General features: G+C 68.8%; 23 protein-coding genes. 3 read left to right on the top strand and 20 right to left on the bottom strand.

From position 1 onward, the window contains the following. Positions 1-132 precede the first annotated feature (132 nt). On the top strand, positions 133-1,764 hold the full coding sequence (locus tag ACWY4P_RS23750) for a GMC oxidoreductase (protein ID WP_456212550.1): 1,632 nt from the start codon (positions 133-135) through the stop codon (positions 1,762-1,764). Positions 1,765-1,957: 193 nt separating this feature from the next. Here the strand turns inward: ACWY4P_RS23750 and ACWY4P_RS23755 are convergent, their stop codons facing one another. From ACWY4P_RS23755 to ACWY4P_RS23790, 8 genes are all read right to left on the bottom strand, one after another. Then, a complete protein-coding gene (locus ACWY4P_RS23755; protein WP_456212551.1) occupies positions 1,958-3,289 on the bottom strand; it encodes a dicarboxylate/amino acid:cation symporter in 1,332 nt (443 codons plus the stop codon). Positions 3,290-3,677: 388 nt separating this feature from the next. Beyond that, positions 3,678-3,965 carry a DUF4229 domain-containing protein gene (locus ACWY4P_RS23760; RefSeq protein WP_456212552.1) on the bottom strand — a complete coding sequence of 96 codons (288 nt, stop codon included), beginning with the start codon at positions 3,963-3,965 and terminating at the stop codon, positions 3,678-3,680. Between the two features lie 42 nt (positions 3,966-4,007). Further along, entirely contained in the window at positions 4,008-4,682 is a 675-nt protein-coding gene (locus tag ACWY4P_RS23765; protein ID WP_456212553.1) for a UdgX family uracil-DNA binding protein, read from the bottom strand. A 76-nt stretch (positions 4,683-4,758) separates the two neighbouring features. Next, on the bottom strand, positions 4,759-5,937 hold the full coding sequence (gene mqnE, locus ACWY4P_RS23770; protein ID WP_456212554.1) for an aminofutalosine synthase MqnE: 1,179 nt from the start codon (positions 5,935-5,937) through the stop codon (positions 4,759-4,761). Positions 5,938-6,006: 69 nt separating this feature from the next. After that, on the bottom strand, positions 6,007-6,468 hold the full coding sequence (locus ACWY4P_RS23775) for an Lrp/AsnC family transcriptional regulator (protein WP_456212555.1): 462 nt from the start codon (positions 6,466-6,468) through the stop codon (positions 6,007-6,009). Between the two features lie 99 nt (positions 6,469-6,567). Next, positions 6,568-7,296, bottom strand: a complete 729-nt coding sequence (locus tag ACWY4P_RS23780) for a UbiX family flavin prenyltransferase (protein WP_456212556.1) — start codon at positions 7,294-7,296, stop codon at positions 6,568-6,570. A 23-nt stretch (positions 7,297-7,319) separates the two neighbouring features. Further along, the gene (gene mqnP / locus ACWY4P_RS23785) at positions 7,320-8,243 is read right to left on the bottom strand and encodes a menaquinone biosynthesis prenyltransferase MqnP (RefSeq protein ID WP_456212557.1); all 924 of its coding nucleotides are present in this window, start codon (positions 8,241-8,243) and stop codon (positions 7,320-7,322) included. Further along, a complete protein-coding gene (locus ACWY4P_RS23790) occupies positions 8,240-9,691 on the bottom strand; it encodes a menaquinone biosynthesis decarboxylase (protein ID WP_456212558.1) in 1,452 nt (483 codons plus the stop codon). Before ACWY4P_RS23790 ends, mqnP begins: the two co-directional genes overlap by 4 nt. Before the next feature lie 84 nt (positions 9,692-9,775). On the opposite strand from ACWY4P_RS23790, the gene ACWY4P_RS23795 reads away from it, so the two are divergent. Beyond that, positions 9,776-10,186: a PLD nuclease N-terminal domain-containing protein gene (locus ACWY4P_RS23795; protein ID WP_456212559.1), complete on the top strand. Its 411-nt coding sequence runs from the start codon at positions 9,776-9,778 to the stop codon at positions 10,184-10,186. Between the two features lie 182 nt (positions 10,187-10,368). Here the strand turns inward: ACWY4P_RS23795 and ACWY4P_RS23800 are convergent, their stop codons facing one another. The 8 genes from ACWY4P_RS23800 to hemL form a co-directional block, all read right to left on the bottom strand. Beyond that, positions 10,369-10,944 carry a hypothetical protein gene (locus ACWY4P_RS23800; RefSeq protein ID WP_456212560.1) on the bottom strand — a complete coding sequence of 192 codons (576 nt, stop codon included), beginning with the start codon at positions 10,942-10,944 and terminating at the stop codon, positions 10,369-10,371. 137 nt (positions 10,945-11,081) lie between these two features. Next, positions 11,082-12,164, bottom strand: coding sequence for a c-type cytochrome biogenesis protein CcsB (gene ccsB, locus ACWY4P_RS23805; protein ID WP_456212561.1), 1,083 nt, complete (start codon positions 12,162-12,164; stop codon positions 11,082-11,084). Continuing rightward, positions 12,161-13,903 (bottom strand): cytochrome c biogenesis protein ResB, encoded by a 1,743-nt coding sequence (resB, locus tag ACWY4P_RS23810; RefSeq protein ID WP_456212562.1) that lies wholly within the window; start codon positions 13,901-13,903, stop codon positions 12,161-12,163. Before resB ends, ccsB begins: the two co-directional genes overlap by 4 nt. Before the next feature lie 3 nt (positions 13,904-13,906). After that, on the bottom strand, positions 13,907-14,674 hold the full coding sequence (locus tag ACWY4P_RS23815) for a cytochrome c biogenesis CcdA family protein (protein WP_456212563.1): 768 nt from the start codon (positions 14,672-14,674) through the stop codon (positions 13,907-13,909). Positions 14,675-14,678: 4 nt separating this feature from the next. Further along, positions 14,679-15,296: a TlpA family protein disulfide reductase gene (locus tag ACWY4P_RS23820; protein WP_456212564.1), complete on the bottom strand. Its 618-nt coding sequence runs from the start codon at positions 15,294-15,296 to the stop codon at positions 14,679-14,681. Positions 15,297-15,375: 79 nt separating this feature from the next. Further along, the gene (locus ACWY4P_RS23825; protein WP_456212565.1) at positions 15,376-16,581 is read right to left on the bottom strand and encodes a hypothetical protein; all 1,206 of its coding nucleotides are present in this window, start codon (positions 16,579-16,581) and stop codon (positions 15,376-15,378) included. 153 nt (positions 16,582-16,734) lie between these two features. After that, a complete protein-coding gene (locus ACWY4P_RS23830; RefSeq protein WP_456213033.1) occupies positions 16,735-17,430 on the bottom strand; it encodes a histidine phosphatase family protein in 696 nt (231 codons plus the stop codon). 17 nt (positions 17,431-17,447) lie between these two features. After that, on the bottom strand, positions 17,448-18,764 hold the full coding sequence (gene hemL / locus ACWY4P_RS23835; protein ID WP_456212566.1) for a glutamate-1-semialdehyde 2,1-aminomutase: 1,317 nt from the start codon (positions 18,762-18,764) through the stop codon (positions 17,448-17,450). A gap of 116 nt (positions 18,765-18,880) precedes the next feature. On the opposite strand from hemL, the gene ACWY4P_RS23840 reads away from it, so the two are divergent. After that, entirely contained in the window at positions 18,881-19,432 is a 552-nt protein-coding gene (locus tag ACWY4P_RS23840; RefSeq protein ID WP_456212567.1) for a hypothetical protein, read from the top strand. On the opposite strand, the gene ACWY4P_RS23845 is transcribed toward ACWY4P_RS23840, so the two are convergent. The 4 genes from ACWY4P_RS23845 to ACWY4P_RS23860 form a co-directional block, all read right to left on the bottom strand. Then, a complete protein-coding gene (locus tag ACWY4P_RS23845; protein WP_456212568.1) occupies positions 19,405-20,670 on the bottom strand; it encodes an MDR family MFS transporter in 1,266 nt (421 codons plus the stop codon). The two genes, ACWY4P_RS23840 and ACWY4P_RS23845, sit on opposite strands and share 28 nt — an antisense overlap. Before the next feature lie 79 nt (positions 20,671-20,749). After that, the gene (locus tag ACWY4P_RS23850) at positions 20,750-21,706 is read right to left on the bottom strand and encodes an ornithine carbamoyltransferase (protein ID WP_456212569.1); all 957 of its coding nucleotides are present in this window, start codon (positions 21,704-21,706) and stop codon (positions 20,750-20,752) included. A gap of 82 nt (positions 21,707-21,788) precedes the next feature. Continuing rightward, positions 21,789-22,784 (bottom strand): 2,3-diaminopropionate biosynthesis protein SbnA, encoded by a 996-nt coding sequence (sbnA, locus tag ACWY4P_RS23855; protein WP_456212570.1) that lies wholly within the window; start codon positions 22,782-22,784, stop codon positions 21,789-21,791. A gap of 61 nt (positions 22,785-22,845) precedes the next feature. After that, the gene (locus tag ACWY4P_RS23860) at positions 22,846-24,066 is read right to left on the bottom strand and encodes an ATP-grasp domain-containing protein (RefSeq protein WP_456212571.1); all 1,221 of its coding nucleotides are present in this window, start codon (positions 24,064-24,066) and stop codon (positions 22,846-22,848) included. Positions 24,067-24,126: the final 60 nt, after the last annotated feature.

The following is a 24,126-nucleotide window of genomic DNA, read 5'->3' on the forward strand; positions in this document are numbered from 1 at the left end:
CCGACGTTCATAACGCGGCTGGGACGGAAGAGGCTGTTATGACCCTTTGGTGGGCGTGTGACGCGAGTGACCACCAAAAGACCATGTGTGAGCGGGATGGGCGGAACCCAGGACTCCGCAGATGATGCGAGCATGACAGCAAATCTGACGCGTCGTCATATTCTTGGTCTGACCGCCCTGCGCGGCGCCGCGGCCCTCGGGCTCACCCGGATAGCCCTCTCCCCGGCGGCGGCCGCCGCCCGCCCCGCCCCCACAGCGGGCTCCGAATACGCCCCGGCCGTCGTCGTCGGCTCCGGCTACGGCGCGGCGGTCGCCGCCCTGCGGCTCGGCGAGGCGGGCGTCCGGACCCTGGTCCTGGAGATGGGGCGGCTGTGGAACGCCCCGGCCTCCGACGGCAAGGTCTACTGTTCCATGACCGCGCCCGACCGGCGCTCGATGTGGTTCAAGACCAGAACCGAGGCGCCGCTGGCCACCTTCCTGTGGCTGAACGTCATCAACAAGGACATCACGTCCTACCCCGGTGTCCTGGACCGCGTCCGCTTCCCCAACATGTCCGTCTACGTCGGGCGCGGCGTCGGCGGCGGCTCACTCGTCAACGGGGGCATGGCGGTCACCCCGCCCCGCGCCTACTTCCAGGAGGTGCTGCCGCAGGTCGACGCGGCCACGATGTACGCCACGTACTTCCCGCTCGCCAACCGCATGCTCGGCACCAACACCGTCTCCTCCGCATGGTTCGAGTCCACCGAGTGGTACCAGTACGCCCGCGTCTCCCGCGAGCAGGCGAAAGCGGCGGGGCTCAAGACCGTCTTCGTCCCCAATGTGTACGACTTCGACTATATGCAGCGCGAGGCCGCCGGGACCGCGACCAAGTCCGCACTCGCCCAAGAGGTCATCTACGGCAACAACTTCGGCAAGCGCAGCCTCGACAAGTCCTACCTCGCGGCGGCGCTCGGCACCGGGAACGTCACCATCCGCACCCTCAGCCGCGCCAGGGCCATCCGGCGGGCCACCGACGGCACCTACATCCTGACCGTGGACCGCCTCGACGACACCGGCGCCGTCGTCGCCACCGACGAGATCTCCTGCCGCTCGCTCTTCCTCGGCGCCGGCAGCCTCGGCACCACCGAGCTCCTGCTGCGCGCCCGCGAGAAGGGCACCCTGCCCGCGCTGAGCCCGGAGGTCGGCCGGGGCTGGGGCGGCAACGGGAACGTCATGCTCGGCCGCGCCAACCACATTTGGAACCCGACCGGTGCCCATCAGTCCACGATCCCGGTGATGGGGATCGACGACTGGTCCAACGCCGCCAACCCCGTCTTCGCCGAGATCGCCCCGCTCCCGGCCGGCCTCGAGACCTGGGCCAGCCTCTACCTGGCCATCACCAAGAACCCCGAGCGCGGCACCTTCACGTACGACGCCGCCAAGGACACCACCGTCCTGAACTGGACCAGCGCCCAGAGCACACCCTCCATCACCGCCGCCAAGACCCTCTTCGACCGCGTCAACTCCGCCAACGGCACCATCTACCGCTCCGACCTCTTCGGCGACACCCGCGCCTTCGCCGCCGACTTCTGCTACCACCCCCTGGGCGGCTGCGTCCTGGGCCGCGCCACGGACGCGTACGGCCGGGCCGTCGGCTACGACAGGCTGTACGTCACCGACGGCTCCCTCATCCCGGGCTCCATCGGCGTCAACCCCTTCGTGACCATCACGGCCCTGGCCGAGCGCACCATGGCCCGCGTCCTGGCCGAGGACGGCGTGGGCTGACCGTCACGGCAGCTACTACGGCCGCCACTTACGGCCGCTACTACGGCTGCGCGGGCCCTTCGGAGCACGGCAGCGAGTCGAGACCGTGCCGACGCGCACCCAGGCGTTGCCGATCCGGCAAGGCAAACGCCGGCGAAAAGCGCGTCGCCCCGCTCTCTGCCGAGAGCGGGGCGACGTCGGGCAGGGGCAGCCGTTACGCGGCGGCCGGGACCATCTGGCGGTCGTCGGCCGCGTCCGCGTCGTCCAGGGGGGACGCGGAGGCGTGGTCGTAGGCGTGGCGGTCGAGGATCTTCTCGCGGGCCGAGACGAGGACCGGGACCAGCGCCTGGCCCGCCACGTTCGTGGCGGTGCGCATCATGTCCAGGACCGGGTCGATGGCCATGAGGAGGCCGACGCCTTCCAGCGGGAGGCCGAGCGTGGACAGGGTCAGGGTCAGCATGACGGTGGCGCCGGTGAGACCGGCCGTGGCGGCCGAGCCGATGACCGAGACGAAGGCGATCAGCAGGTAGTCGCCGACGCCGAGGTGCACGTCGAAGATCTGGGCGATGAAGATCGCGGCGATGGACGGGTAGATCGAGGCGCAGCCGTCCATCTTCGTCGTCGCCCCGAAGGGCACCGCGAAGGACGTGTACTCCTTCGGTACGCCGAGGCGCTCGGTGACCTTCTGGGTGAGCGGCATGGTGCCCACCGAGGAGCGGGAGACGAAGGCGAGCTGGATCGCGGGCCAGGCGCCCTTGAAGAAGTGCAGCGGGTTGACCTTGGCGACCGTGGCCAGCAGCAGCGGGTAGACGCCGAACATCACCAGGGCGCAGCCGATGTAGACGTCGGCGGTGAAGGTGGCGTACTTGCCGATGAGGTCCCAGCCGTACTCGGCGATGGCGTAGCCGATGAGGCCGAGGGTGCCCAGCGGGGCGAGGCGGATGACCCACCACAGCGCCTTCTGCAGCAGCTCCAGGATGGCCTGACTGAGGGTGAGGATCGGCTGCGCCTTCTCGCCGAGTTGAAGGGCGGCGACGCCCGCGACGGCGGCCATGAAGACGATCTGCAGGACGTTCAGCTCGGTGAACGGCGTGATGACGTCGGTCGGCACGATGCCGGTGAGGAAGTCCAGCCAGGAGCCCGCGTGGTCGGGCTTGGAGCCGTCCTGCGGGGTGAGGCCGGTGCCCGAGCCGGGGTTGGTGAGCAGGCCGATCGCCAGGCCGATGGCCACCGCGATCAGCGAGGTCGCCATGAACCACAGCAGGGTGCGGGTCGCGAGGCGTGCGGCGTTGTTGACGTTCCGCAGGTTGGTGATCGAGATCAGGATCGCGAAGAAGACCAGCGGGGCGACGGCGAGCTTCAGCAGCTGGACGAAGATCGAGCCGATCTTGTCGAGGGTGGTGACCAGCCAGCTGACGTCACCGCTGCGGGCGGCCCAGCCGAGGGCCACGCCGAGGACCAGGCCCAGCAGGATCTGCGCCCAGAACGGCACCTTGGGCAGACGTATGGAGGACGTCTTGGACGACGTCTCGGGGACGGATGACAACGGACACACTCCGAAGGCAGGGGAAGGCAGAGGAAGTCAAGCGAGGTCAGGGGAAGCCAGGAGTCCGTACGGGATCTCCGGCCGCTGGAACGAGGGAGCGGGTCAGCGGCGGCGACAGGCCGCTGACCGGCAGCGGCAGAGATCGATGTGCAGGCGCGCCACGAGCGGGACGCTCATGGGGAATCGGGGCGCGGCTGCTGTCGTCATGACAAAAACATTAACACCCCGGCTTTGAGTTCCCCATAGCCAGGCTTTTACACACGAGGAGCGAGAACAAGCAACGCCCCGCCGGTCAGCGGGGGCTGACCGACGGGGCGTCGGAGGTGTGTGAGGAGTGTTACAGGGGAGTGTTACAGGGCAGTGGGACGAAGGCGGGGCTCAGCCGAGCTCAGACGCCGTCTTCCTGGCTCTGGTTCGCCGCGAGCCGCTCCTTGGCGCGATCCACCCGCTCCGCGACCTGCACCGCCATCTCGTCGCGCTGCTTGCGCAGCAGAACGAAGCTCAGCGGCGCCGAGACGACCAGGGCCAGCAGCGCCACCCAGAAGAGGTTGGAGCCGCCGAGTCCGGAGGGCAGCACCCGGACGTACACCAGGCCCCACATCACCAGGAAGCAGCTCACGAAGATCCCCGCGCGCATGGCGGTGTAACGGAACGTCGCGCTCGGCTTGAAAGACACGGCCGTCTTCTTTCTGCTGGGAAGTCCTGCCCATCCAGTGAATCACGGACGTCCCAGGGCCTCCGCGACGACCCTGAGATCCGAGACCAGCCCCTGGTAGGCCGCCTCCCGGTCATCGGCGCGCAGCACGGCGGAGGGGTGGATGGTGGCGACCACGCACTCCCGCGCCCCCTCCTCGGGGACGGGCAGCAGCATCCCGCGCTGCTTGGTGACCCGGAAGGAGGAGCCGAGCAGCGCCTTCCCGGCCGTCGCGCCCAGCGCCACGATCACCTCGGGGTCGATCAGATACAGCTCCGCGGTCAGCCACGGCCGGCAGGCGGTGATCTCGCGCAGGCTCGGCGGCTTGTGGATGCGCCGTTTGCCGCGCCCGGGGAGGTGGCCGAACTTGAAGTGCTTGACGGCGTTGGTGACGTACGCCTCGGTCGGGTGGATGCCCGCCTCGTCCAGGGCCCGCATCAGCACCTTGCCCGCGGGCCCGACGAACGGGCGCCCCTGCCGGTCCTCCTGGTCGCCAGGCTGTTCCCCGACCAGCAGGACGCGGGCGCCCGGGTCCCCGGTGCCGAACACGGTCTGGGTCGCCTCGCGGTGCAGCGGGCAGCCGCGGCACCCCGCGGCCGCCTCGCGCAGCGCGGCCAGGTCGGCGCCGCGCGGCACGAAGGGTTCGGCGGTGTACGCGTCCTCGGGGTCGTGCGCGGCCCCGGCGACAGCCTTGGCCATACGACGGTGAGTACCCGCCCCGGCGGCCGTCAGACACCGTCCGGCGCGGGCGCCGGAGGCACCAATGGCGCCCGCGTCAGACGCGCATGGGCTGCGGTGCCTCGCGCCGGGCCGGGTCCGGCCCCTCGTACTCGCGGATGGTCTCGTAGCGGGTGTTCCGCTCCACCGGCCGGAATCCCGCGTCCCGGATCAGCTCCAGCAGATCGTCCCGGGTCAGCTTGTTCGGCGTGCCGTAGTTGTCGGCGTCGTGCGTGATCTTGTACTCGACGACCGAGCCGTCCATGTCGTCCGCGCCGTGGTTGAGCGCGAGCTGCGCGGTCCGTACGCCGTGCATCACCCAGAAGACCTTCACATGGGGGATGTTGTCGAACAGCAGACGGGAGACGGCGAAGGTCTTCAGCGCCTCCGCGCCGGTGGCCATGGTGGTCCTGGCCTGTAGCCGGTTGCGGACCTTGCCGTCCTTCATGTCCACGAAGTCGTGCTGGTAGCGCAGCGGGATGAAGACCTGGAACCCGCCGGTCTCGTCCTGAAGCTCGCGCAGCCGCAGCACGTGGTCCACCCGGTGCCGGTGCTCCTCGACATGCCCGTACAGCATGGTGCACGGGGTCTTGAGGCCCTTCTCGTGCGCCAGCCGGTGGATGCGCGACCAGTCCTCCCAGTGGGTCTCGTGGTCGACGATGTGCTGCCGGACCTCCCAGTCGAAGATCTCCGCCCCGCCGCCGGTGAGCGACTCCAGGCCGGCGTCGATCAGCTCGTCGAGGATCTCCGAGGCCGGCAGCCCGGAGATCTTCTCGAAGTGGTGGATCTCGGTGGCGGTGAAGGCCTTCAGGGACACCTGCGGAAGGGCTTCCTTCAGCGCCTTCAGCGACCGCGGGTAGTAGCGCCAGGGGAGGGTGGGGTGCAGGCCGTTGACGATGTGCAGCTCGGTGAGGTTCTCGTTCTCCATCGCCTTGGCGAGGCGGACGGCCTCCTCGATGCGCATGGTGTACGCGTCCTTCTCGCCCGGCTTGCGCTGGAAGGAGCAGTACGCGCACGAGGCGGTGCACACATTGGTCATGTTGAGGTGGCGGTTGACGTTGAAGTGGACCACGTCGCCGTTCTTGCGGGTGCGCACCTCATGGGCCAGCCCGCCCAGCCATGCCAGGTCGTCGCAGGCGTACAGCGCGATGCCGTCCTCGCGCGACAGCCGCTCTCCGGCGCGGACCTTCTCCTCCAGTTCGCGCTTGAGACCCGCATCTTCGATAGACGCAGTCATGCGGCCGCCTCCCATACGTCTGCCATACGTCTGCTTATGTAGGCCTCTGCTTAAGTGGCCTTCCTGAGACTACGCCTTGACGTCGTCGGGCAATTCCCCGACCCGGTTCTCCCACTTCGTGGAGAGCACGATCGTGGTACGCGTACGGGCGACGCCCTTGGTGCCGGACAGCCGCCGGATGGTCCGCTCCAGCCCGTCCACGTCCGAGCCGCGCACCTTGAGCATGTACGAGTCGTCGCCCGCGATGAACCAGCAGTCCTCGATCTCGGCCAGCTCGCGCAGCCGCCCCGCCACCTCCTCGTGGTCGGCGGCGTCGGAGAGCTGGATGCCGATGAGGGCGGTCACCCCGAGGCCGAGGGACGCGGCGTCGACGGTCGCGCGGTAGCCGGTGATCACCCCGGCCGCCTCCAGGCGGTTGATCCGGTCCGTGACGCTGGGTCCGGACAGGCCGACGAGCCGGCCGAGCTCCGCGTACGAGGCCCTCCCGTTCTCCCGCAGGGCCTGGATGAGCTGCCTATCCACCGCGTCCATATGCCGTGCGCCTTCCATTATTCAAAGATACAGCAAGTTTACACGCATAATCTAAGGTATAGAGGCATCACGTCCTCTAAAACTTGCGGGTGCGGCCCGCTACACGCCCCCGGCCCCGCCCCGGAGTTCCCCCTCCCACCGGCGGTACAGCTTGTGCGGCACCCCCGCCGCGTCCAGCACCCGCCCCGCCACGAAGTCCACCAGATCCTGGATGTGGGTCGCACCCGCGTAGAACGCGGGCGAGGCGGGCACCACGACCGCGCCCGCCTCGTCCAGCGCGACCAGGTGTCTGAGGGTCTGGCCGCTCAGCGGCGCCTCCCGCACCGCGACGACGAGCGGGCGCCGCTCCTTGAGCGTCACGCTCGCCGACCGCTGCAGCAGGTCCTTCGACAGGCCGAGCGCCACCCCCGCCACACACGCGGTGCTCGCCGGGACGATCAGCATTCCCTTGACGCCGTAGCTGCCGGAGGACGGGCCCGCGGCCAGATCCCCGGCCGCCCAGTGGCGTACGTCCGCCACGTCCACCCGCGCCTCGAAGGCGTCGGGCGTGCCGTCCGCGCCGCGCGCCAGCCAGCGGCCGAGGTCCTCCCGCCAGTGCGCGTCCCGGAAAGAGATCCCCGTCTCGTCCAGCAGCGTCAGCCGCGAGGCCCGGCTGACCACCAGGTCGACGGCCTCCCCCGCGGACAGCAGCGCGCGCAGTACGGAGGCGGCGTACGGCGTCCCGGACGCGCCGGAGACACCGACCACCCAAGGCCGGCGCCGGCTCACTTCCTCGTGCGGCCTGTACGGCTGTCTGTGCGGCCCGTACGGCTCGTGCGGCGGCTCCACACGACGAGCCTAACCGGCGGGTCTCACAGGCTCAGTCCCCGCACCAGCAGGTCGAGCAGCGCGCAGCAGAACAGCGCGATGCCGACGAAGCCGTTGACCGTGAAGAAGGCACGGTTCAGCCGGGACAGATCGCCGGGCCGCACGACCGAGTGCTCGTACCAGAACGCCGCCGCCACGATCACCAGCCCGAGCCAGAAGAAGAACCCGGCGCCGGTGGCCAGCCCGTACCAGCCCAGCAGCAGCGTGGTGACGGCATGGCAGACGCGCGCCCCGTACAGCGCCCCCGCGATGCCGAAGCGGGCCGGCACCGACTTCACCCCGTGGGCCCGGTCGGCGGCCACGTCCTGACAGGCGTAGATCAGGTCGAAGCCGCCGATCCAGATGCCGACCGCGAGCCCGAGGATCACCGCGTCCCAGGACCACTCCCCCGTGACCCCGATCCAGGCCCCGACCGGGCCCATCGCCTGGGCGAGGCCGAGGATCGCGTGCGGGAAGTTCGTGAAGCGCTTCCCGTACGGATAGATCACCATCGGGGCGACCGCGACCGGCGCCAGGGCCAGGCACAGCGGGCCCAGCAGCGCGGCCGAGCCGAGGAAGACGGCGAGCGCGACCAGCGCGCCGATCCAGGCGGAGCGCACGGGCACGGCGCCGGTGACCAGCTCGCGCCCCGCGGTGCGCGGATTGCGGGCGTCGATCTCCCGGTCGATGATCCGGTTGCAGGCCATGGCGAAGGTCCGCAGGCCCACCATCGCGACCGTCACCAGCAGCAGCCGCAGCCAGTGGACCGTGCCGTCCCACAGCTGCATCGCGGTCAGCGAGGCGATGTAGGCGAAGGGCAGCGCGAAGACCGAGTGCTCGATCATCACCAGCCGCAGAAAGGCGCGGACGCGGCCGGGCGGTGCGGACCCGGGGCCGAGGATGCCGGGGGTCGCGGAATCAGCGCTCACAGTCCGTACTCCTGCCAGCGGCGGGTCACCTTCGCGGCCGTCCCGGGGTCGGACTCGACCATGCGCGGCCAGCCGCCGTCGCGCGTATAGCCCTCCTCGGGCCACTTCGCCGTGGCGTCGATGCCCGCCTTGCCGCCCCAGAACTGCTGGTACGAGGCGTGGTCGAGGTGGTCCACCGGGCCCTCGACGACGGTCAGGTCGCGGGCGTAGTCGGTGTTGCCCAGCGCCCGCCAGGACACCTCGTGCAGATCGTGGACGTCGCAGTCGGCGTCCACCACGACGATCAGCTTGGTCAGCGACATCATGTGCGCGCCCCAGATGGCGTGCATCACCTTCTGGGCGTGCTTCGGGTACTTCTTCTCGATGGAGACGATCGCGCAGTTGTGGAAGCCGCCCGACTCCGGGAGGTGGTAGTCCACGATGTCCGGGATGATGATCTTGAGCAGCGGGAGGAAGAACCGCTCCGTCGCCCGCCCCAGCGGCCCGTCCTCGGTCGGCGGACGGCCCACCACGATCGACTGAAGCAGCGGGCGCCGCCGCATCGTCACACAGTCGATGGTGAGCGCCGGAAAGGGCTCCTGCGGGGTGTAGAAGCCGGTGTGGTCGCCGAACGGCCCCTCGGGCAGCGTCTTCCCGGGCTCCAGCCAGCCCTCGACGACCACCTCCGCATGCGCCGGGACCTGCAGCGGCACCGTCTTGCAGTCGACCATCTCGACCCGCCGGCCCTTGACGAAGCCCGCGAAGAGGTACTCGTCGATGTCGCCGGGCAGCGGCGCGGTCGCGGCGTACGTCACGGCGGGCGGCGCCCCGAAGGCGATCGCCACCGGCAGCTTCTCGCCGCGCCTGGCGGCCACTTGGTAGTGGTTGCGGCTGTCCTTGTGGATCTGCCAGTGCATGCCGATGGTGCGGCGGTCGTGGCGCTGCAGCCGGTACAGGCCCAGGTTCCGGGCCCCGGTCTCGGGGTGCTTGGTGTGGGTCAGGCCGAGGTTGAAGAAGGACCCGCCGTCCTCGGGCCAGGTGAACAGCGCGGGCAGCGCCTCCAGGTCGACGTCCTCGCCCGTGAGCACCACCTCCTGCACGGGCGCGTCCTTCACCTTCTTCGGCGGCACGTGCGCCACGGCGCCGAGCTTCCCGAACGCCTCGCGCAGCCCGCCGAAGCCCTGTGGCAGCTCCGGCTTGACCAGCCCGCCGATCTTCTCGCCGATCTCCTCGTACGAGGCGAGCCCAAGGGCCTTCAGGAGGCGGCGATCGGTGCCGTAGACGTTCATCGCCAGCGGCATCGACGAGCCCTTGACGTTCTCGAAGAGCAGGGCCGGGCCGCCCGACTTGTTCACCCGGTCGACGATCTCCCCGATCTCCAGATACGGGTCGACTTCGGCCTTGATGCGCCTGAGGTCTCCTTCGCGGTCGAGCGCCCGCAGAAAGGAGCGAAGATCGTCATAAGCCATGCGTTCCAGTATCCGGTACGCACTACCCTGGACCCGTCATGGGGCCACGCACGGCCCACCATCGTTCCCCGGGGACCGGCCATCATGCTCAGGTATCTGCCCTTCCTGCTCATCCTGGCGCTGTGGATCTACGCCTTCATCGACTGCCTGAACACGCCCGAAGAGGAAGTGCGCCACCTCCCCAAGGTGGTCTGGGTGATCATCGTGCTGCTCTTCGGCGAGGTGCTGATCGGCCCGATCGCCTGGCTGGTGGCGGGCAAGAACCGGACCGCGGTCGCGGGCGCCGCCGGCGGCCGCGGTTCCTCGCCCGGGCCTCGGCAGCAGTGGATCGCCCCGGACGACAACCCCGAGTTCCTCAAGTCCCTCCGCGAGGAGAACGAGGAGGAGCCCAAGAAGGACGAGGAGCTGCTCAAGGACTGGGAGGCGGACCTGCGCCGCCGCGAGGAAGAGCTGCGCCGCAAGAACAACGAGGGTTCGGGGGACGCGAACGAATAACCCTCAAGGGCGACACGAAGAGGCGTACGGGCCGGTGGGCCCGCCATGACCGCGAATCGCGCCTTGTACCTACTCGGAAGCGCCGCCCCGCCCGTGCTGAAGGCCATCGGCAAGGGCGCCGTCGGACGGGTCACTTGAGACGCGAGGTCGAGGTCCCTCAGGGCGAGGTCCCCGCGCTGGCGCTACGGCCCGGGGGGACCACTTACCCAGCTTCCCGCCTCGTTCTCTTCGGAGTAGAACCAGCCGCCGGGCCTGGGCCACCAGCCGAGGCCCATCTGCGACACGAACCCGTCCCTATCGCTGACCACCCTGACGAGCGCTTCGTTGAGGGGCCGCCTCAGCACTTGTTCGTGGTCGCGGGTCATTTCGACGCCGCGCTCTGCGAGGAGGCGGTGTGCTTCCGCCAGCTGCAGCGATGCGGCAGACGCAATGGGCCTCCGCGTGATCGCCTCAGGCAGGATCAGCGGTTCATCGCCGCTGAATGTGAGGCTGATGCCGGCGAGTACAAGGTCCAGTCCAGCCCCACGCCGGGTCCTGGATCCCCTACTGAAACACCTCATACTGAGTTCAAGCGGAGAGTAGCGGCTCTTGCTGAGTTCAACCGGACAGTAGCGGTACCGCTGGAAGCAATCATCGCCCTGCCCGTTCTTGATTCTTCTGGGCTCCCCGATCCGTTGCACCACGTCCGGTGGTGACATTCCCAAAACCAGAGGACCGAATATCCCACTTCGGCAGAATTCCACCAGAAACTCATCCATATCGCACCACTCCCCCTGGTCACGCTCCGTATGCTGATCCGCCGAGCTCACAGTCGCCTGACGAGTCACCGAAGTGAAGATGCCCCCCGGTCTGGATCGGGGGGCATCTGGCTTTCACCCATATGGGCGACGGCGGTTCAGACGTCGGCGTAGGAGTGCTTGCCGCTGATGAAGATGTTGACGCCGTAGTAGTTGAAGAGGTAGCAGCCGAAGGCGATCAGCGCGAGGTAGGCGGCCTTGCGGCCCTTCCAGCCGGCGGTGGCGCGGGCGTGCAGGTAGCAGGCGTAGGCGACCCAGGTGATGAAGGACCAGACCTCCTTGGGGTCCCAGCCCCAGTAGCGGCCCCAGGCGGCCTCGGCCCAGATCGCGCCCGCGATGATCGTGAAGGTCCACAGCGGGAAGATCGTGGCGTTGATGCGGTACGCGAACTTGTCGAGGGTGCCGGCCGCGGGCAGCCGCTCCAGGACGGACGCGAAGCGGCCGGGCTGCTCGCCCTTGGCGAGCTTCTCCTCGTGCCGGTCGCGGAAGAGGTAGAGCAGCGTGGAGACGGCGCCGATGTAGAGGCAGGCGCCGGAGATGATCGCGCAGCTGACGTGGATCCACAGCCAGTACGAGTGGAGGGCGGGAACCAACTGGGCGCTGTCGGTGTAAAGGACAGAGACAGCGAGACCGAGGTCGAGGAGGACCGTGGTGACCAGGGGGAGCCCGATCCAGCGCACGTTCTTCTTCAGCACGAGGAGGGTGAGATACGCACCGACCGCGACCATGGCGAAGGTCGTGGAGAACTCGTACATGTTGCCCCAGGGGGCGCGCTGTACGGACAGGGCGCGGGTCAGCACGGCGCCGGCGTGCATCAGGAAGGCGAGCACGGTGAGGCCGACGGCGATCCGGCCGTACAGATCGCCCTGTTCGGTGCCGCCCGCGGCGCCGGGCCCGTCGGGGACGTCGCGGGTGCCCGCGGCCGAGCGGGTGACGATCTTGGGGCGTTCGAGGACGGCGGTGCCGCCGCCCTGGGCGACCCGCACGGAGGCCCTGGACGAGGCGGAGGCGGTGGAGTCGGCGGTGATGGCGGCGGCGGTGCGGCCGACGGCGCTGCGGCTGCCGAACACCCACTCGGCGATATGGGCGAGGAAGGCGAGGGTGTAGACCGCCATGGCCGAGTAGATCAGCACATTGCTGAAATGGGCCAGGCTCTCGTTGGTTTCGGCAGCGAGGTTCACGCGCGCGCTCCTTCGGCAGGATCAGCGGGTTGTGCGGTGTCGGTCTCGGGGTCCGGCGCGGGCGGGGCCTCGGACTGAAGGGCCACGGCGAGGTCGGCGAGTTCTTCGGGAAGTTTGGCGGACTCGCTGCGGCCGAGCCCCGCCATCTCGATGACGGTGACGCCGTCGGCTCCGGTCACCGCGCGGACCCACACCCGGCGGCGCTGGATGAACAGGGAGGCGGCGAGGCCGATCAGCGCGGCGACGGCGCCCACGAGCGCGTAGTCGTTGCCCGGGCGGGTGGAGATCTGGAAGGTGGCCCAGGTCTTGATGCCCTCGAACTTCAGGGTCCCGGCGCCGTTCGGGAGCTTCATGGAGTCGCCCACCTTGAGCGCCTTCGCGAAGGCCGACCCGTCGGACTCCTTGAACTGCTTCATCCGCGACGTGTCGAGCTGGTAGACGTTCTGCGGGACCCCGCCGTCGACACCCAGGCTGCCGCGGTAGGCGGTCAGGATGAGCGCCGGATTGTCCAGCGCCGGGAACTGGGAGAACATCGTGCCCGTGCTCAGGTCGAGGGTCGGCACGAACTGGCCCTGGAAGCCGATCTGGTCCTTCTTGTTGTTCTTGTCGCGGTAGTCCGGGACCTTGATCACCACGTTCTCGGTGAGGTTGACCCCGTCGATCGGCAGCGAGGCCACGGCGCCGCGGAACGCGACCTTGCCCTGCCCGTCGCGGACCGTGACGATCGGGGCGTAGCCGTGGCCGAGCAGGTAGACCTTGGAGCCCGCGACCTCCAGGGGCTCATTGACCTTGATCGAGGTCTTGTGTTCCTTGCCGTCCGCGCCCTCCCAGTAGGTGACATCGGCGCGGAAGGTGCGGGGGGTGCGCTTCTGCGGGCCGCTGCGCTCGTAGGTCGCCGTGAAGCGGTCCAGCTGGAAGCCGAAGGGAGCGAGGTGGTTCTTGTCGAAGAGGGTGCCGGACTTGAAGTCGTCGTACTGCGTCAGGTTGTTGGAGAAGCCGTCGCCCTCGACGATCAGCTTGCCGCCCTCGGCCTTGTACAGCTGCCCGACGGCGAAGGCCACCAGCATCACGATCAGCGCGATATGGAACAGGAGGTTGCCCGCCTCGCGCAGATAGCCCTTCTCGGAGGCCACCGCGTCACCGACCGTATGGGTCCGGAAGCGGCGCCGCTTCATGATCCGCTGGGCGGCCTCCAGCACCCGCTCCGGCTCGGCGTCGGTCCGCCAGGTGGTGTACGCGGGCAGCCGGGTCAGCCGGCGCGGGGCGCCCGGCGGGCGGCTGCGCAGCTGGCCGGTGAACTGCCAGGTGCGCGGGATGATGCAGCCGATCAGCGAGACGAACAGGAGGATGTAGATCGCCGAGAACCACACCGAGCTGTAGACCTGGAAGAGCCCCAGCTTCTCGTAGATCGGCGCGAGCGTCTCGTGCTGCTGCTTGAAGTTCTGCACCTTGACCGGGTCGATGCCCGTCTGCGGGACCAGCGACCCGGGGATCGCGCCGAGCGACAGCAGGAAGAGCAGCAGCAGCGCCACCCGCATCGAGGTCAGCTGCCGCCAGAACCACCGGGCCCAGCCGATCGGCCCCATCGAGGGGACGCTGATCTCCTCGGCGGGGGCCGTGGACAGCTGCGCCCCCGCCGCGCCGAGCTCGCGCTCGTCGGCGGGTTCGGCGGCGTTGTCCTCGGCGGCGTTGTCCTCGGCGGCGCTGCCGGTGGCGGTGTCGGTATCGGTGGTGGACATCGATCAGATCCCAACGTTGAAGCGCAAGGCCCAGGCCTGCATCTCGCCCATCATGCTGTCCCAGATACCTGTGAGCAGCAGCACCCCGAGGGCGACCAGCATGCCGCCGCCGATCCGCATCACCCAGACGTAGTGCCGCTTGACCCAGCCGAACGCGCCGAGCATGCGCCGGTAGGCGATGGCCACGGCGATGAACGGCAGCCCGAGACCGAGGCAGTACGCGACCATCAGCAGGGCACCGCGCCCCGCGCTCGCCTGTTGCATCGCCAGGACGTTGACGGCGGAGAGCGTGGGGCCCAGGCACGGGGTCCAGCCCACGCCGAACAGGGCGCCCAGCAACGGCGCGCCCACCAGGCCCATCCCGGGCTTCATATGGAAGCGGAACTCCCGCTGCCCGAAGCCCTTCAGCATCCCCATGAAAGCGAGGCCCATGACGATCGTGATGACCCCGAGCACCTTGGAGAGGGTTTCCTTGTGCTCCTGCAGCGTCCAGCCGAAGTTGCCGAAGAGCGCACCGGCGGAGACGAAGACGGCCGTGAAGCCGAGCACGAAGAGGGAGGCGCCAGCCAGCATCCGGCCGCGCTTGGCCTCGCCCAGATCCGTACCGGTGACGCCTGTGACATACGACATATAGCCGGGCACCAGCGGCAGGACGCAGGGGGAGAAGAAGGAGACCAGGCCGCCGAAGACGGCGACCGGCAGCGCCAGCAGCAGCGCCCCGTTCAGGACGGTCTCATTGGCGCCGGGGACGGCGGCGGCCAGGATGCTCACGGCGTCACTTCTCCTCGATCAGCGGCTTGAGCATCTTGCGCAGGCTCTCCTCGCTGAGCGGGGTGAGCGCGCGCGCCGCGATCCGGCCTTCCCGGTCCAGGACGATGGTCGTGGGGATGGCCTGCGGATTGAGGCTGCCCTTGGGGAAGCGCAGCATGAGCTTGCCGATCGGGTCGTACAGGCTCGGGTAGTCGACCTTGAATTCCTTCTCGAACTGGATCGCGTTGGCGGGGTCCGGGTCACGGGTGTTGATCCCCACGAACCGCACCCCGTCCGCCTCGGTGTCCTTCGCGACCTTGACGAGGTTGGGCGCCTCGGCCCGGCAGGGCGTGCACCACGAGCCCCAGACATTGATCACGACGATCTTGCCCTTGTAGTCGGCGAGATCGAGCTTGCCGCCGTCGAGGGTCTTGCCCGTCAGCTCGGGGGCGTGCTTGCGGTCGCCCTTGGCGACGGTGTCCACGCCGCCCTTGCCCTGGATGAACTTGGTGTCGCTGGAGCCGCCCGACGTGCCGCCCGCGCCACAGGCGGACAGAGTCAGCGCGGCAACCGCGGCTCCGGTGGCCAGCACGGTTGCGCGACGGCGGGTCGCGAGGCGCCGAGGGGCGCGGCAGGCACTCATGTGAAAAGTTTCGCATGCGCCTTTCGGGGATCTTCGGCACCCCCCTCGGCCCCGTTCCCGGCCTCGCCGGCTCGCCCGCTCAGGCGGCCGCGGCGCTCCACTGCTGACCCACGCCGAGCGTGCGCAGGTGCGCGAGGACCTGGGGGTCCTGGGCGTCCATCCAGTCCGTGAGCTGCCGGAAGGACACCAGCCGGACATCCTTCCGCTTTTCGTCCGCGATGTGCTTGAACGCCTCCTCGACGGCGTCCATATAAATGCCGCCGTTCCACTTCTCGAAGTGATTGCCGATGAAGAAGGGAGCGCGGTTCGACTCGTAGGCCCGCTGGAATCCGGCTATGTACGCCTGGGATGCCTGCCGGCGCCAGCCCGGGTAGTTGGCCGGCGGGGCATTCGTCGAATTCCGGGACTGGTTGGCCAGGATGTTGTAGTCCATCGACAGGACTTCGAAGGAATGCCCGGGGAAGGGTATTTGCTGCAGCGGGAAGTCCCAGATGCCCTGCTTCTTCGTCGGCCACACCTGAGTGCCGCCGGGCGAGCTCGCGTCATAGCGCCAGCCGAGCTCCCGGGCGGTCGGCAGCAGGTTGTCCTGGCCGAGCAGACACGGGGTGCGGCCGCCGACGAGCTCCTTGCGGTAGTCGAAGGGCAGCGGCTCGAGGTCCTTGAAGCCGGTGTTCGTCCGCCACTTTGTGACAAAGGACACAGCCTGGTCGATCTCGGACCGCCACTGCGCGGGCGTCCAGTTGGCGACCGTGCCGGTCCCGCTGCAGAAGTGGCCGTTGAAGTGGGTGCCTATCTCATGGCCCTCCAGCCACGCCTCGCGCACGTTCTCCAAGGTCATCCGGACGTGGTCATCGGTGAGATAGCCGATGTCGGAGGCGCCGACCGGGTTGTTCGGCGGCCGGTACAGGCTCTTCTTCGACTCCGGCAGGCAGTACAGCCCGGAGAGGAAGAAGGTCATGGCCGCGCCGTGGTCCTTGGCGAGCTTGCGGAACCGCGGGAAGAGGCCGTTGCCGACCTCCCCCGCCCCGTCCCAGGAGAAGACCACGAACTGCGGCGGCTTCTGACCCGGCTCCAGCCGCTCCGGCGCGGGCGGCTGGTGCGGCTGCTTCCCGGAGTGCGCGGTCGAGCCGTCACCGATCGGCCGGAGCGTCGGCCGCGCCTGCGTCGTCCTGCCCGGCCGGGGTGTGAAGCCGGAACCCGATGACGAGGAGCAGCCGGCGACGGCCAGCGACGCCACCGCTCCCGCTCCCAGACCGAGAATCCCCCTCCGGCTGATCTCCCGCATCGTGTCCTCAATTCGCTCTCGCCGTAACCGGCGTCCGACGCCCGCCAGGTCCCGCGGACGCCCGTTGAGATGGCGAAGCGAATACTGAGGTTCCCGAATCAGCGCCACCGAATTGAATGGTCGACGCGCTGTCTCCGTTCCATTACACGCCGGTTATGCGCCGTACCCCTTGGAGGGCGCCGGGGCGCCCTTCACCGGCTTGGCGCCCGCGAGCAGATGCGCCGGGACCAGATCGCGGGCCGGCTCGCTGTAGCCGACCGAGACGATCTTGTCGCCGCGATAGGTGAAGGTGGTGAGGCTGGCCAGGGTGCACTGCCGCTTGCGCGGGTCGTGCCACAGCCGCCGCCGCTCCACGAAGCTGCGCACGATCCAGATCGGCAGCTGATGGCTGACGCAGACCGCCTCGTGCCCGCGCGCGGCGTCCCGCGCCACGCCGACGGCCGCCATCATCCGCACGACCTGGTCGATGTAGGGCTCGCCCCAGGAGGGGCGAAAGGGGTTGGTGAGGTACTTCCAGTTGGCCGGTCTGCGCAGCGCGCCGTCGCCCACGCCGAAGGTCTTCCCCTGGAAGACGTTCGCCGCCTCGATCAGCCGCTGGTCGGTGCCCACGTCCAGACCGTGTGCCTTGGCGATCGGCGCCGCCGTCTCCTGCGCCCGCTCCAGCGGCGAGGCCACGACATGGGTGATGTCGCGCTCGGCCAGGTGCTCGGCGACCCGGTCGGCCATCCGGCGGCCGAGGTCCGAGAGGTGGTACCCGGGCAGCCGCCCGTACAGCACACCCTTGGGGTTCTCCACCTCGCCGTGCCGCATCACATGCACGACGGTGATCTCGTTGTCGCTCTTCGTCATAGGGGTCATAGGGCCCATCATTCAGTCGCCTCGGCGGCGGCCCGCGCCGCCCCCGGCAAAGCCTCCGCCACCCGCTCCAGCGCCCGCTCGTCATGCGCCGTGGACAGGAACCACGACTCGAAGGCGGACGGCGGGAGGTAGACGCCCTGGGACAGCATCGAGTGGAAGAAGCCCGTGAACCGGTACGCCTGCTGCGCCTTGGCCTTCTCGTAGTCGGTGACCTCGCCCCCGGTGAAGAACACCGAGAACATGTTTCCGGCGGCCTGCACCCGGTGCTCGACCCCCTCCTTGGCCAGCGCCTCCGTCACCAGCGCCCGCAGCCGCGCGGACGCCGCGTCCACCACCGCGTACGCCGCCTCGTCCAGCAGCCGCAGCTGCGCCAGGCCCGCCGCCGTGGCGACCGGGTTCCCGGACAGGGTGCCCGCCTGGTAGACGGGGCCGGCCGGGGCGAGCCGCGCCATGACATCCGCGCGCCCGCCGAACGCCGCGGCCGGGAAGCCGCCGCCCATGACCTTGCCGAAGGTCATCAGGTCGGGCTCGACCCCGTCGATCCCGTACCACCCGGCCTTCGAGACCCGGAAGCCGGTCATGACCTCGTCCGAGATGTACAGCGCGCCGTGCTCGGCGCACAGCTCCTTCAGCCCCGCGTTGAACCCCGGCAGCGGCGGCACCACGCCCATGTTGCCCGGCGACGCCTCGGTGATCACACACGCGATCTCGTCCGGGTGCGCGGCGAAGGCGGCCCGCACCGCGTCCAGGTCGTTGTACGGCAGCACCACGGTCTCCCCGGCCTGCGCGCCCGTCACCCCCGGCGTGTCCGGCAGCCCGAAGGTGGCCACCCCGGACCCCGCCGCGGCGAGCAGCGCGTCCACATGCCCGTGGTAGCAGCCCGCGAACTTGATCACCTTCGCCCGCCCGGTGAACCCGCGCGCCAGCCGGATCGCCGACATCGTCGCCTCGGTCCCCGAGGAGACCAGGCGCACCTGGTCCACGGGCCCGACCCGCGCCACGATCTCCTCGGCGAGCGCGACCTCCCCCTCCCCCGGCGTCCCGAACGAGGTCCCCCGCGCCACGGCCGCCTGCACCGCCGCCGTGACCTCGGGGTGCGCATGGCCGAGGATCATCGGTCCCCATGAACACACGAGGTCGACGTACTCCCGCCCGTCGGCATCGGTGAGGTACGGACCGGTACCGGACACCATGAAGCGGGGCGTACCACCCACGGCGCGGAACGCCCGCACGGGAGAATTCACGCCGCCAGGCGTCACGACGGCCGCGCGATCGAAAAGCGTCTGCGAAACTGGTGCTGCGTACGAATAGCTCACGCACGCCATGTTGTCAGAGGCTGACTAAGAACTGCCGCCGGGCGTTTCACGCGACTGGCGCGGGGGAGGTCTCTGACACGATGATCGGGTTGCGCGGCAGGTGCCGCGAGTGGTCGGGTGGAGATATGCATCGCGGTGGCGAACTGGGTGAAGGGACCGACGATCGAGGTCCCGAGCGCGCCCGCCCTGGACGCCATAGGCGCGGGGACGCGAGCGGCGCACGCAGAAGCGGGAGCGGCCGTATGGGGGTGACGTACAAGTACTTCGGCGCGCCCGACGGCGCGACCGCCGCCCGGGTCCCCATCTCCATGCGCCCCGAGGAGCTCGGCGGCGACGAGCTCGGCCATGGCATGTTCACCAAGATCAAGCCGGAGACGGTGGCCGCGATGGTCCTCACCGGCATCGAAGGCGTCCCCCTCCACAGGGTGCCCCCGCTCGAACTCGTCGTCCTCCACCCCGACTACGCCGTGGTCAGGCTCCCCATGACCGCCGTCGACCCGCTCCGCGGCGTCGGCGAGGAAGCGGTCGGTGCCGCCGCCTTCATCTGGTCCACCGTCCCCGACCGCGGCGGCCCCCGCGACGCCTTCACGGTCTACCGGCTGCTGCACGAGTGGCAGGACTTCAGCCACCGGCTGCACGAGGCGGGGCATCAGCCGTACTGCTTGGTGTGGCCCTGACCTTGCCCGGCCTCGTCCGGAACCGCCGCGGCCGGCGTGGGTTCCTCCGGCAGTCGCCGCAACAGGACGCCGTACCCGATCCCCGTCAAGGTCCCCACGACCGCGCACAACCCCCACAGCCACTCCGGGCCGAAGTGGTCGATGACGGTGCCGGACATGAGCGGGGCGATCAGGGCGGCGGCCGACCACGCCAGGGTGTTCATGCCTTGGTAGCGTCCACGCCCCTGAGCGGGTGAGAGCCGGACGAGGAGCACGCTCTGCGTCGGCGTGGAGCCGATCTCGGCGAGCGTCCACACGCAGACGGTGAGCGCGAAGACGCCGACCGACCCGGCGAAGGCGGTGAGTCCGAAACCGTACCCCGCGAGGAGCGAGCAGACGATCATCAATGCGCGCGGATCGCGGTGCTCGATGAAGCGCGTGACCGGGATCTGCAGGACAACGATCAGGACGCCGTTGACGGCGATGACCAGGCCGTAGTCGGCGGGCGTGAACCCGGCGCGGCCCATGGCGATCGGGAGTCCGACGTTGCCCTGCTGGAAGAGGACGGCGAGGACGAAGGACAGTCCGACGGCGGCCATGTACCGCCCGTCCCGCAGCACGGTCCCGAGGCTGACTCCGTCCTCTGTCTGTTCGGCCTTGGGCATGGGCCGGGACTCGGGCACCTTGAGGAGGACGACGACCGCGCACGCCAGCGTCATCCCCGCCTCGATGAGGAACCCGGCGAGATAGCTGGACTCGGCGATGAACCCAGCGGCCATTGAGGCGAAGGCGAAGCCGAGGTTGACGGCCCAGAAGTGCAGCGAGAAAGCCCGCACCCGGTCCTGGGGCCTGACGATGTCGGCGATCATCGCCTGCATGGCGGGCCGGGAGGCGTTGGAGGCCATGCCGACGAGGAAGGCGACGGCGGCGATGGCCACGGGGTCGCGCATGAAGCCGAGCAGCGCGATGGAGCCGGCGGTGGCGGACTGGGCGATGAGAAGGGTGGGCCGCCTGCCGAGCCGGTCGGCCATCACCCCACTCCCCAGCGCGGACACGACCCCGCCGAGCCCGTGCAGGGAGGCGACGAGACCGGCGTACGAAGCCGAATACCCGCGGTCGAGCGTGAGGTAGAGGGCCATGAACGTGGCGACGAAGGCGCCGAGCCGGTTCACGAGGGTGCTGGTCCACAGCCACCAGAACTCCCGGGGCAGGCCGGAGACGGTTTCCCGGGCGACGCGTCTCAGGGCGGCGAGTGGCATGGGTCCCCCCAGGATCAGGCGGGTGCGTAAGCGGCTCAAGCGGTGAGTGCAACGCGCCCGGACGTTGTTTGATGCGGCGCTAGGTCAGGCACCAATCGAGTACGGCCATCGCACTGGCCAGCTTCATCTGCGCCTGGTCCCAGGCCAGCGACCGGGGCCCGTCGAGTACCCCACTCGTGACTTCCTCGCCCCGGCGGGCCGGCAAGTCGTGCATGAAGAAGGCATCCGGCCACCGCGCCATCAGACGCTCGTCGACGGCGAACGGCGTGAATGCCGTCCGCCAGTCCGGATCACTCTTGCTGGTCCCGGTGGTCTGCCATTGAGTCGTGTAGACGACGTCCGCGTCGCCGTCGATATCGTCGACCCGGTGCACCTCGACGACCTTGCTGCCCCACTCCTTCGCCGTCTGCTGGGCTCGAACGAGGACCGCGGGGTCGAGCCCGTACCCGGCGGGCGTCGCCAGGGTCAGGGCGGCTCCGGGGACCAGTGCCAGGCCGTGTGCAAGGGCCGCGGCCGTGTTGTTCCCCTCGCCGAAATAGACGAGTTGGAGCCCCCGCAGCGAACCGAAGCGATGGGAGAGGAGGGCGATGTCCGTGAGGCCCTGGGTCGGGTGTTCTTCGCGCACCATCGCGTTGATGACGGGTATCGAGGCTGCGTCGGCGAGCTCGCGCAGATCATCCTCACCGACAGAACTCCTCACGACCAGGGCGTCGAGCATTCCCCCCAGGATGCGGCCGGTGTCCGACAGCGACTCACCCGTGGCGAGTTGCAGGTCGTTCCGCCCGTAGGCGATGACGGTACCGCCGAGCCGTATCGCACCGCTGGTGAAAGCCGTCCGGGTACGCGTCGAGGTGTGGCTGAACAGCGTGCCCACCACAAGATCCTGCAGAGGGCGCTCCTTGGGGCGTCTGTTCTCGTACCAGGCGCAGGAGCGACGGACGAGCGTCCGCAACTCCTCAGGTGTCAGGTCGTGCAGGGAGATGAGGCTGCGCGGAGGGCGCAGCCCGTCAGCCCGAGCGGCAGTCTGGTCAGTCATCACTTCGCCTCCGGTTTCTTCGATGTCCGGCTCCGGCCGAGGACTCCGTGTCGGCCACCATGTCGCCGCCACGTCGGGGCGGTCATGAACCCGCCTTCGCGCCGACCAGGGACTCGCCGTCTTCGGCCGATGTCCCGGCGAGCAGGCCCTCGGACGTTGCCACGCCGTAGACCAGGTCGATGTACCGGTCTCCTCGGTCGGGGAAGAGAGTGACGACGGAGGATTCGGGGCCTAGGGAAGGGATGATTTTCCGGATGGCTGCGATGACCGATCCGGAGGACCCGCCGGCGAAAATCGCCTCTTTGGACAACAAGTCATGGCAGGCCTCGATCGATTCCTCGTCCGTCACCTCGACGACACGGTCGACCAGGCTCTCGTCGAGCAGCTCGGGCACCCGGCTCGAGCCGATCCCGGGAAGTCGGCGCGGTCCAGGAGGATTGCCGAACACCACCGATCCGACGGCATCCACGGCGATCACCTGGAGCCCTTCGTAGCACTCCTTCAGCCGGCGTGCCAGGCCGTTCAACGTGCCAGTTGTGCTCACCGCGACCACCAGATAGTCAGGGTCGCCCGGCAGGTCCTCGACTATTTCCTCCGCGGTGCTCCGGTAATGCGCTTCAGGCCCCAGGGAGTTGGCATACTGGTTGATCCAGACTGCCGCGGGATCGGCGGCCAGTATGTCTTTCACCCGCGCGATACGCGCGGGCAAGTAGCTGCCTCCGGTTGCCGCACCGTCAACCATCTCGACTTGCGCACCGTAGCTTTTCAGAATCGCATGGTTGCTGGATGTGATGTGCGGATCGACCACCAGGGTGAGGCGCAGGCCGTGGATCCGGGACATCATGGCCAGCGCGACACCGAAATTCCCGGAAGTGCTCTCGACGATATGCGCCCCGGGACGCAATAGGCCCTCGCGCATGCCGGTCTCGATGATGTGCCGCGCGGTACGGTCCTTGACACTTCCCGCAGGATTGAGCATTTCGAGTTTGGCGAATACCTGCGGTCCCGTCGGGAAGAGGCGTCTCAAGTGGACCATCGGGGTGCTGCCGATACAGTCCACAATAGAGTCATGCAGCAAGAATCCCCCTCAGCTAATTCCTTGCCGTCCGATTTTTCGGCGGTTTCCCGTTCACGCCGAGTCAGGCGTACTCGACCTCCACCCGGGAAAGGTATGCCTCTGCGACGGCCAGTGAGGCATCGAATTCATCGGCCCAGGAGATGGCATGGCCGAGGCGGTCGCCGTTGTCGACCACTCCGTTGTTCTGCATGGGTCCCGAGGTGAAGGTGGCACGGAGGATTCCGGCAGGCAGTTCGGGCGGGGGCGTCACGGACGTGATCAGTCCGGTGCGCCGGGGCGTCAGATAGAGGCTTGTCGCATAGCCGCCGCGGACGTCGCCGACCGGTTCGCCGGGGGGAAGGCCCAGATACAGACGCGTATACAAGTCGATGACATCATCCCCGATGGTGCGCCGCATCAGCTCCCGGATCTGGTCGCCGCCCAGCCTCGGATTGATCTCGATCAGCGCCGGCACGCCATCGACGATCTTGAACTCGACATGGGCGGCTCCCCGGCGGTGTCCCACCGCGGCGAGCCAGTCGACGACCACCCGCACGATGCGAGCATCCTCCTCGGCCGTCCCGAAATGGTACGGAAACATGGCCCCGAGCTCGACCCGGAAGGGGAGCTCGGCCATCAGCTTCTTGGTGAATCCGAGAAACCGCCAGCCGTCGGTGCGGTCGTCCCATATCAGCTCGGCCGTGAATTCCGGTCCGTCGATGAACTCTTCCACCAGGGCGTACGGTGCGCGGCGGTAGCCGCGGAGGTTGACCGGGTGGGCGGCGATGGTACGCAGAGCCGCGCGGTACTCGTCGTCGGACGAACAGACCCGGACCCCGGTACTGCCACTGTCGTCCACAGGTTTCACCACACACGGGTACCCGAGTGGAGACGCGTCGCCCGGCTCGTCCAGCGGCACGCGTGCGGCCGCCACGGAGCGTCCAATGCCCTTCGTCAAGTTGCGGGAACGGTCCTTGAAGTGACAGTTGAGCAAGCCGTCCACCGGGGCATGTGGCAGGCCGAGCCGCTCCGCGATCACGGCTGCCTGCACCAGCCGGTAGTCGTCGAACGCGATCACGGCGTCCGGCGCGTGGTCGGTGAAGAAATGCATGAGCTTCACCAGGTCATGGGTGTCGACCACGCTGTGGGCATCGGCAATGCTGACCGGGTTCGGAGAGAACTTCGCGTACTCCGACGGATCGCGGGCGACGAAATGAGTTCGATAACCCTTTTCCTTGGTGAGCCGCATGCCTTCGGGGCCGTAGTCCAACATGTTGCTCTCGATAAAAAAGGCGGTCTTCACCTGGAGTCCCCAATTTCAGATACTTCGCGTTCGAAAATCAGATGACTTGCTTACTGGAGC

Source organism: Streptomyces sp. LZ34 (assembly GCF_053890475.1).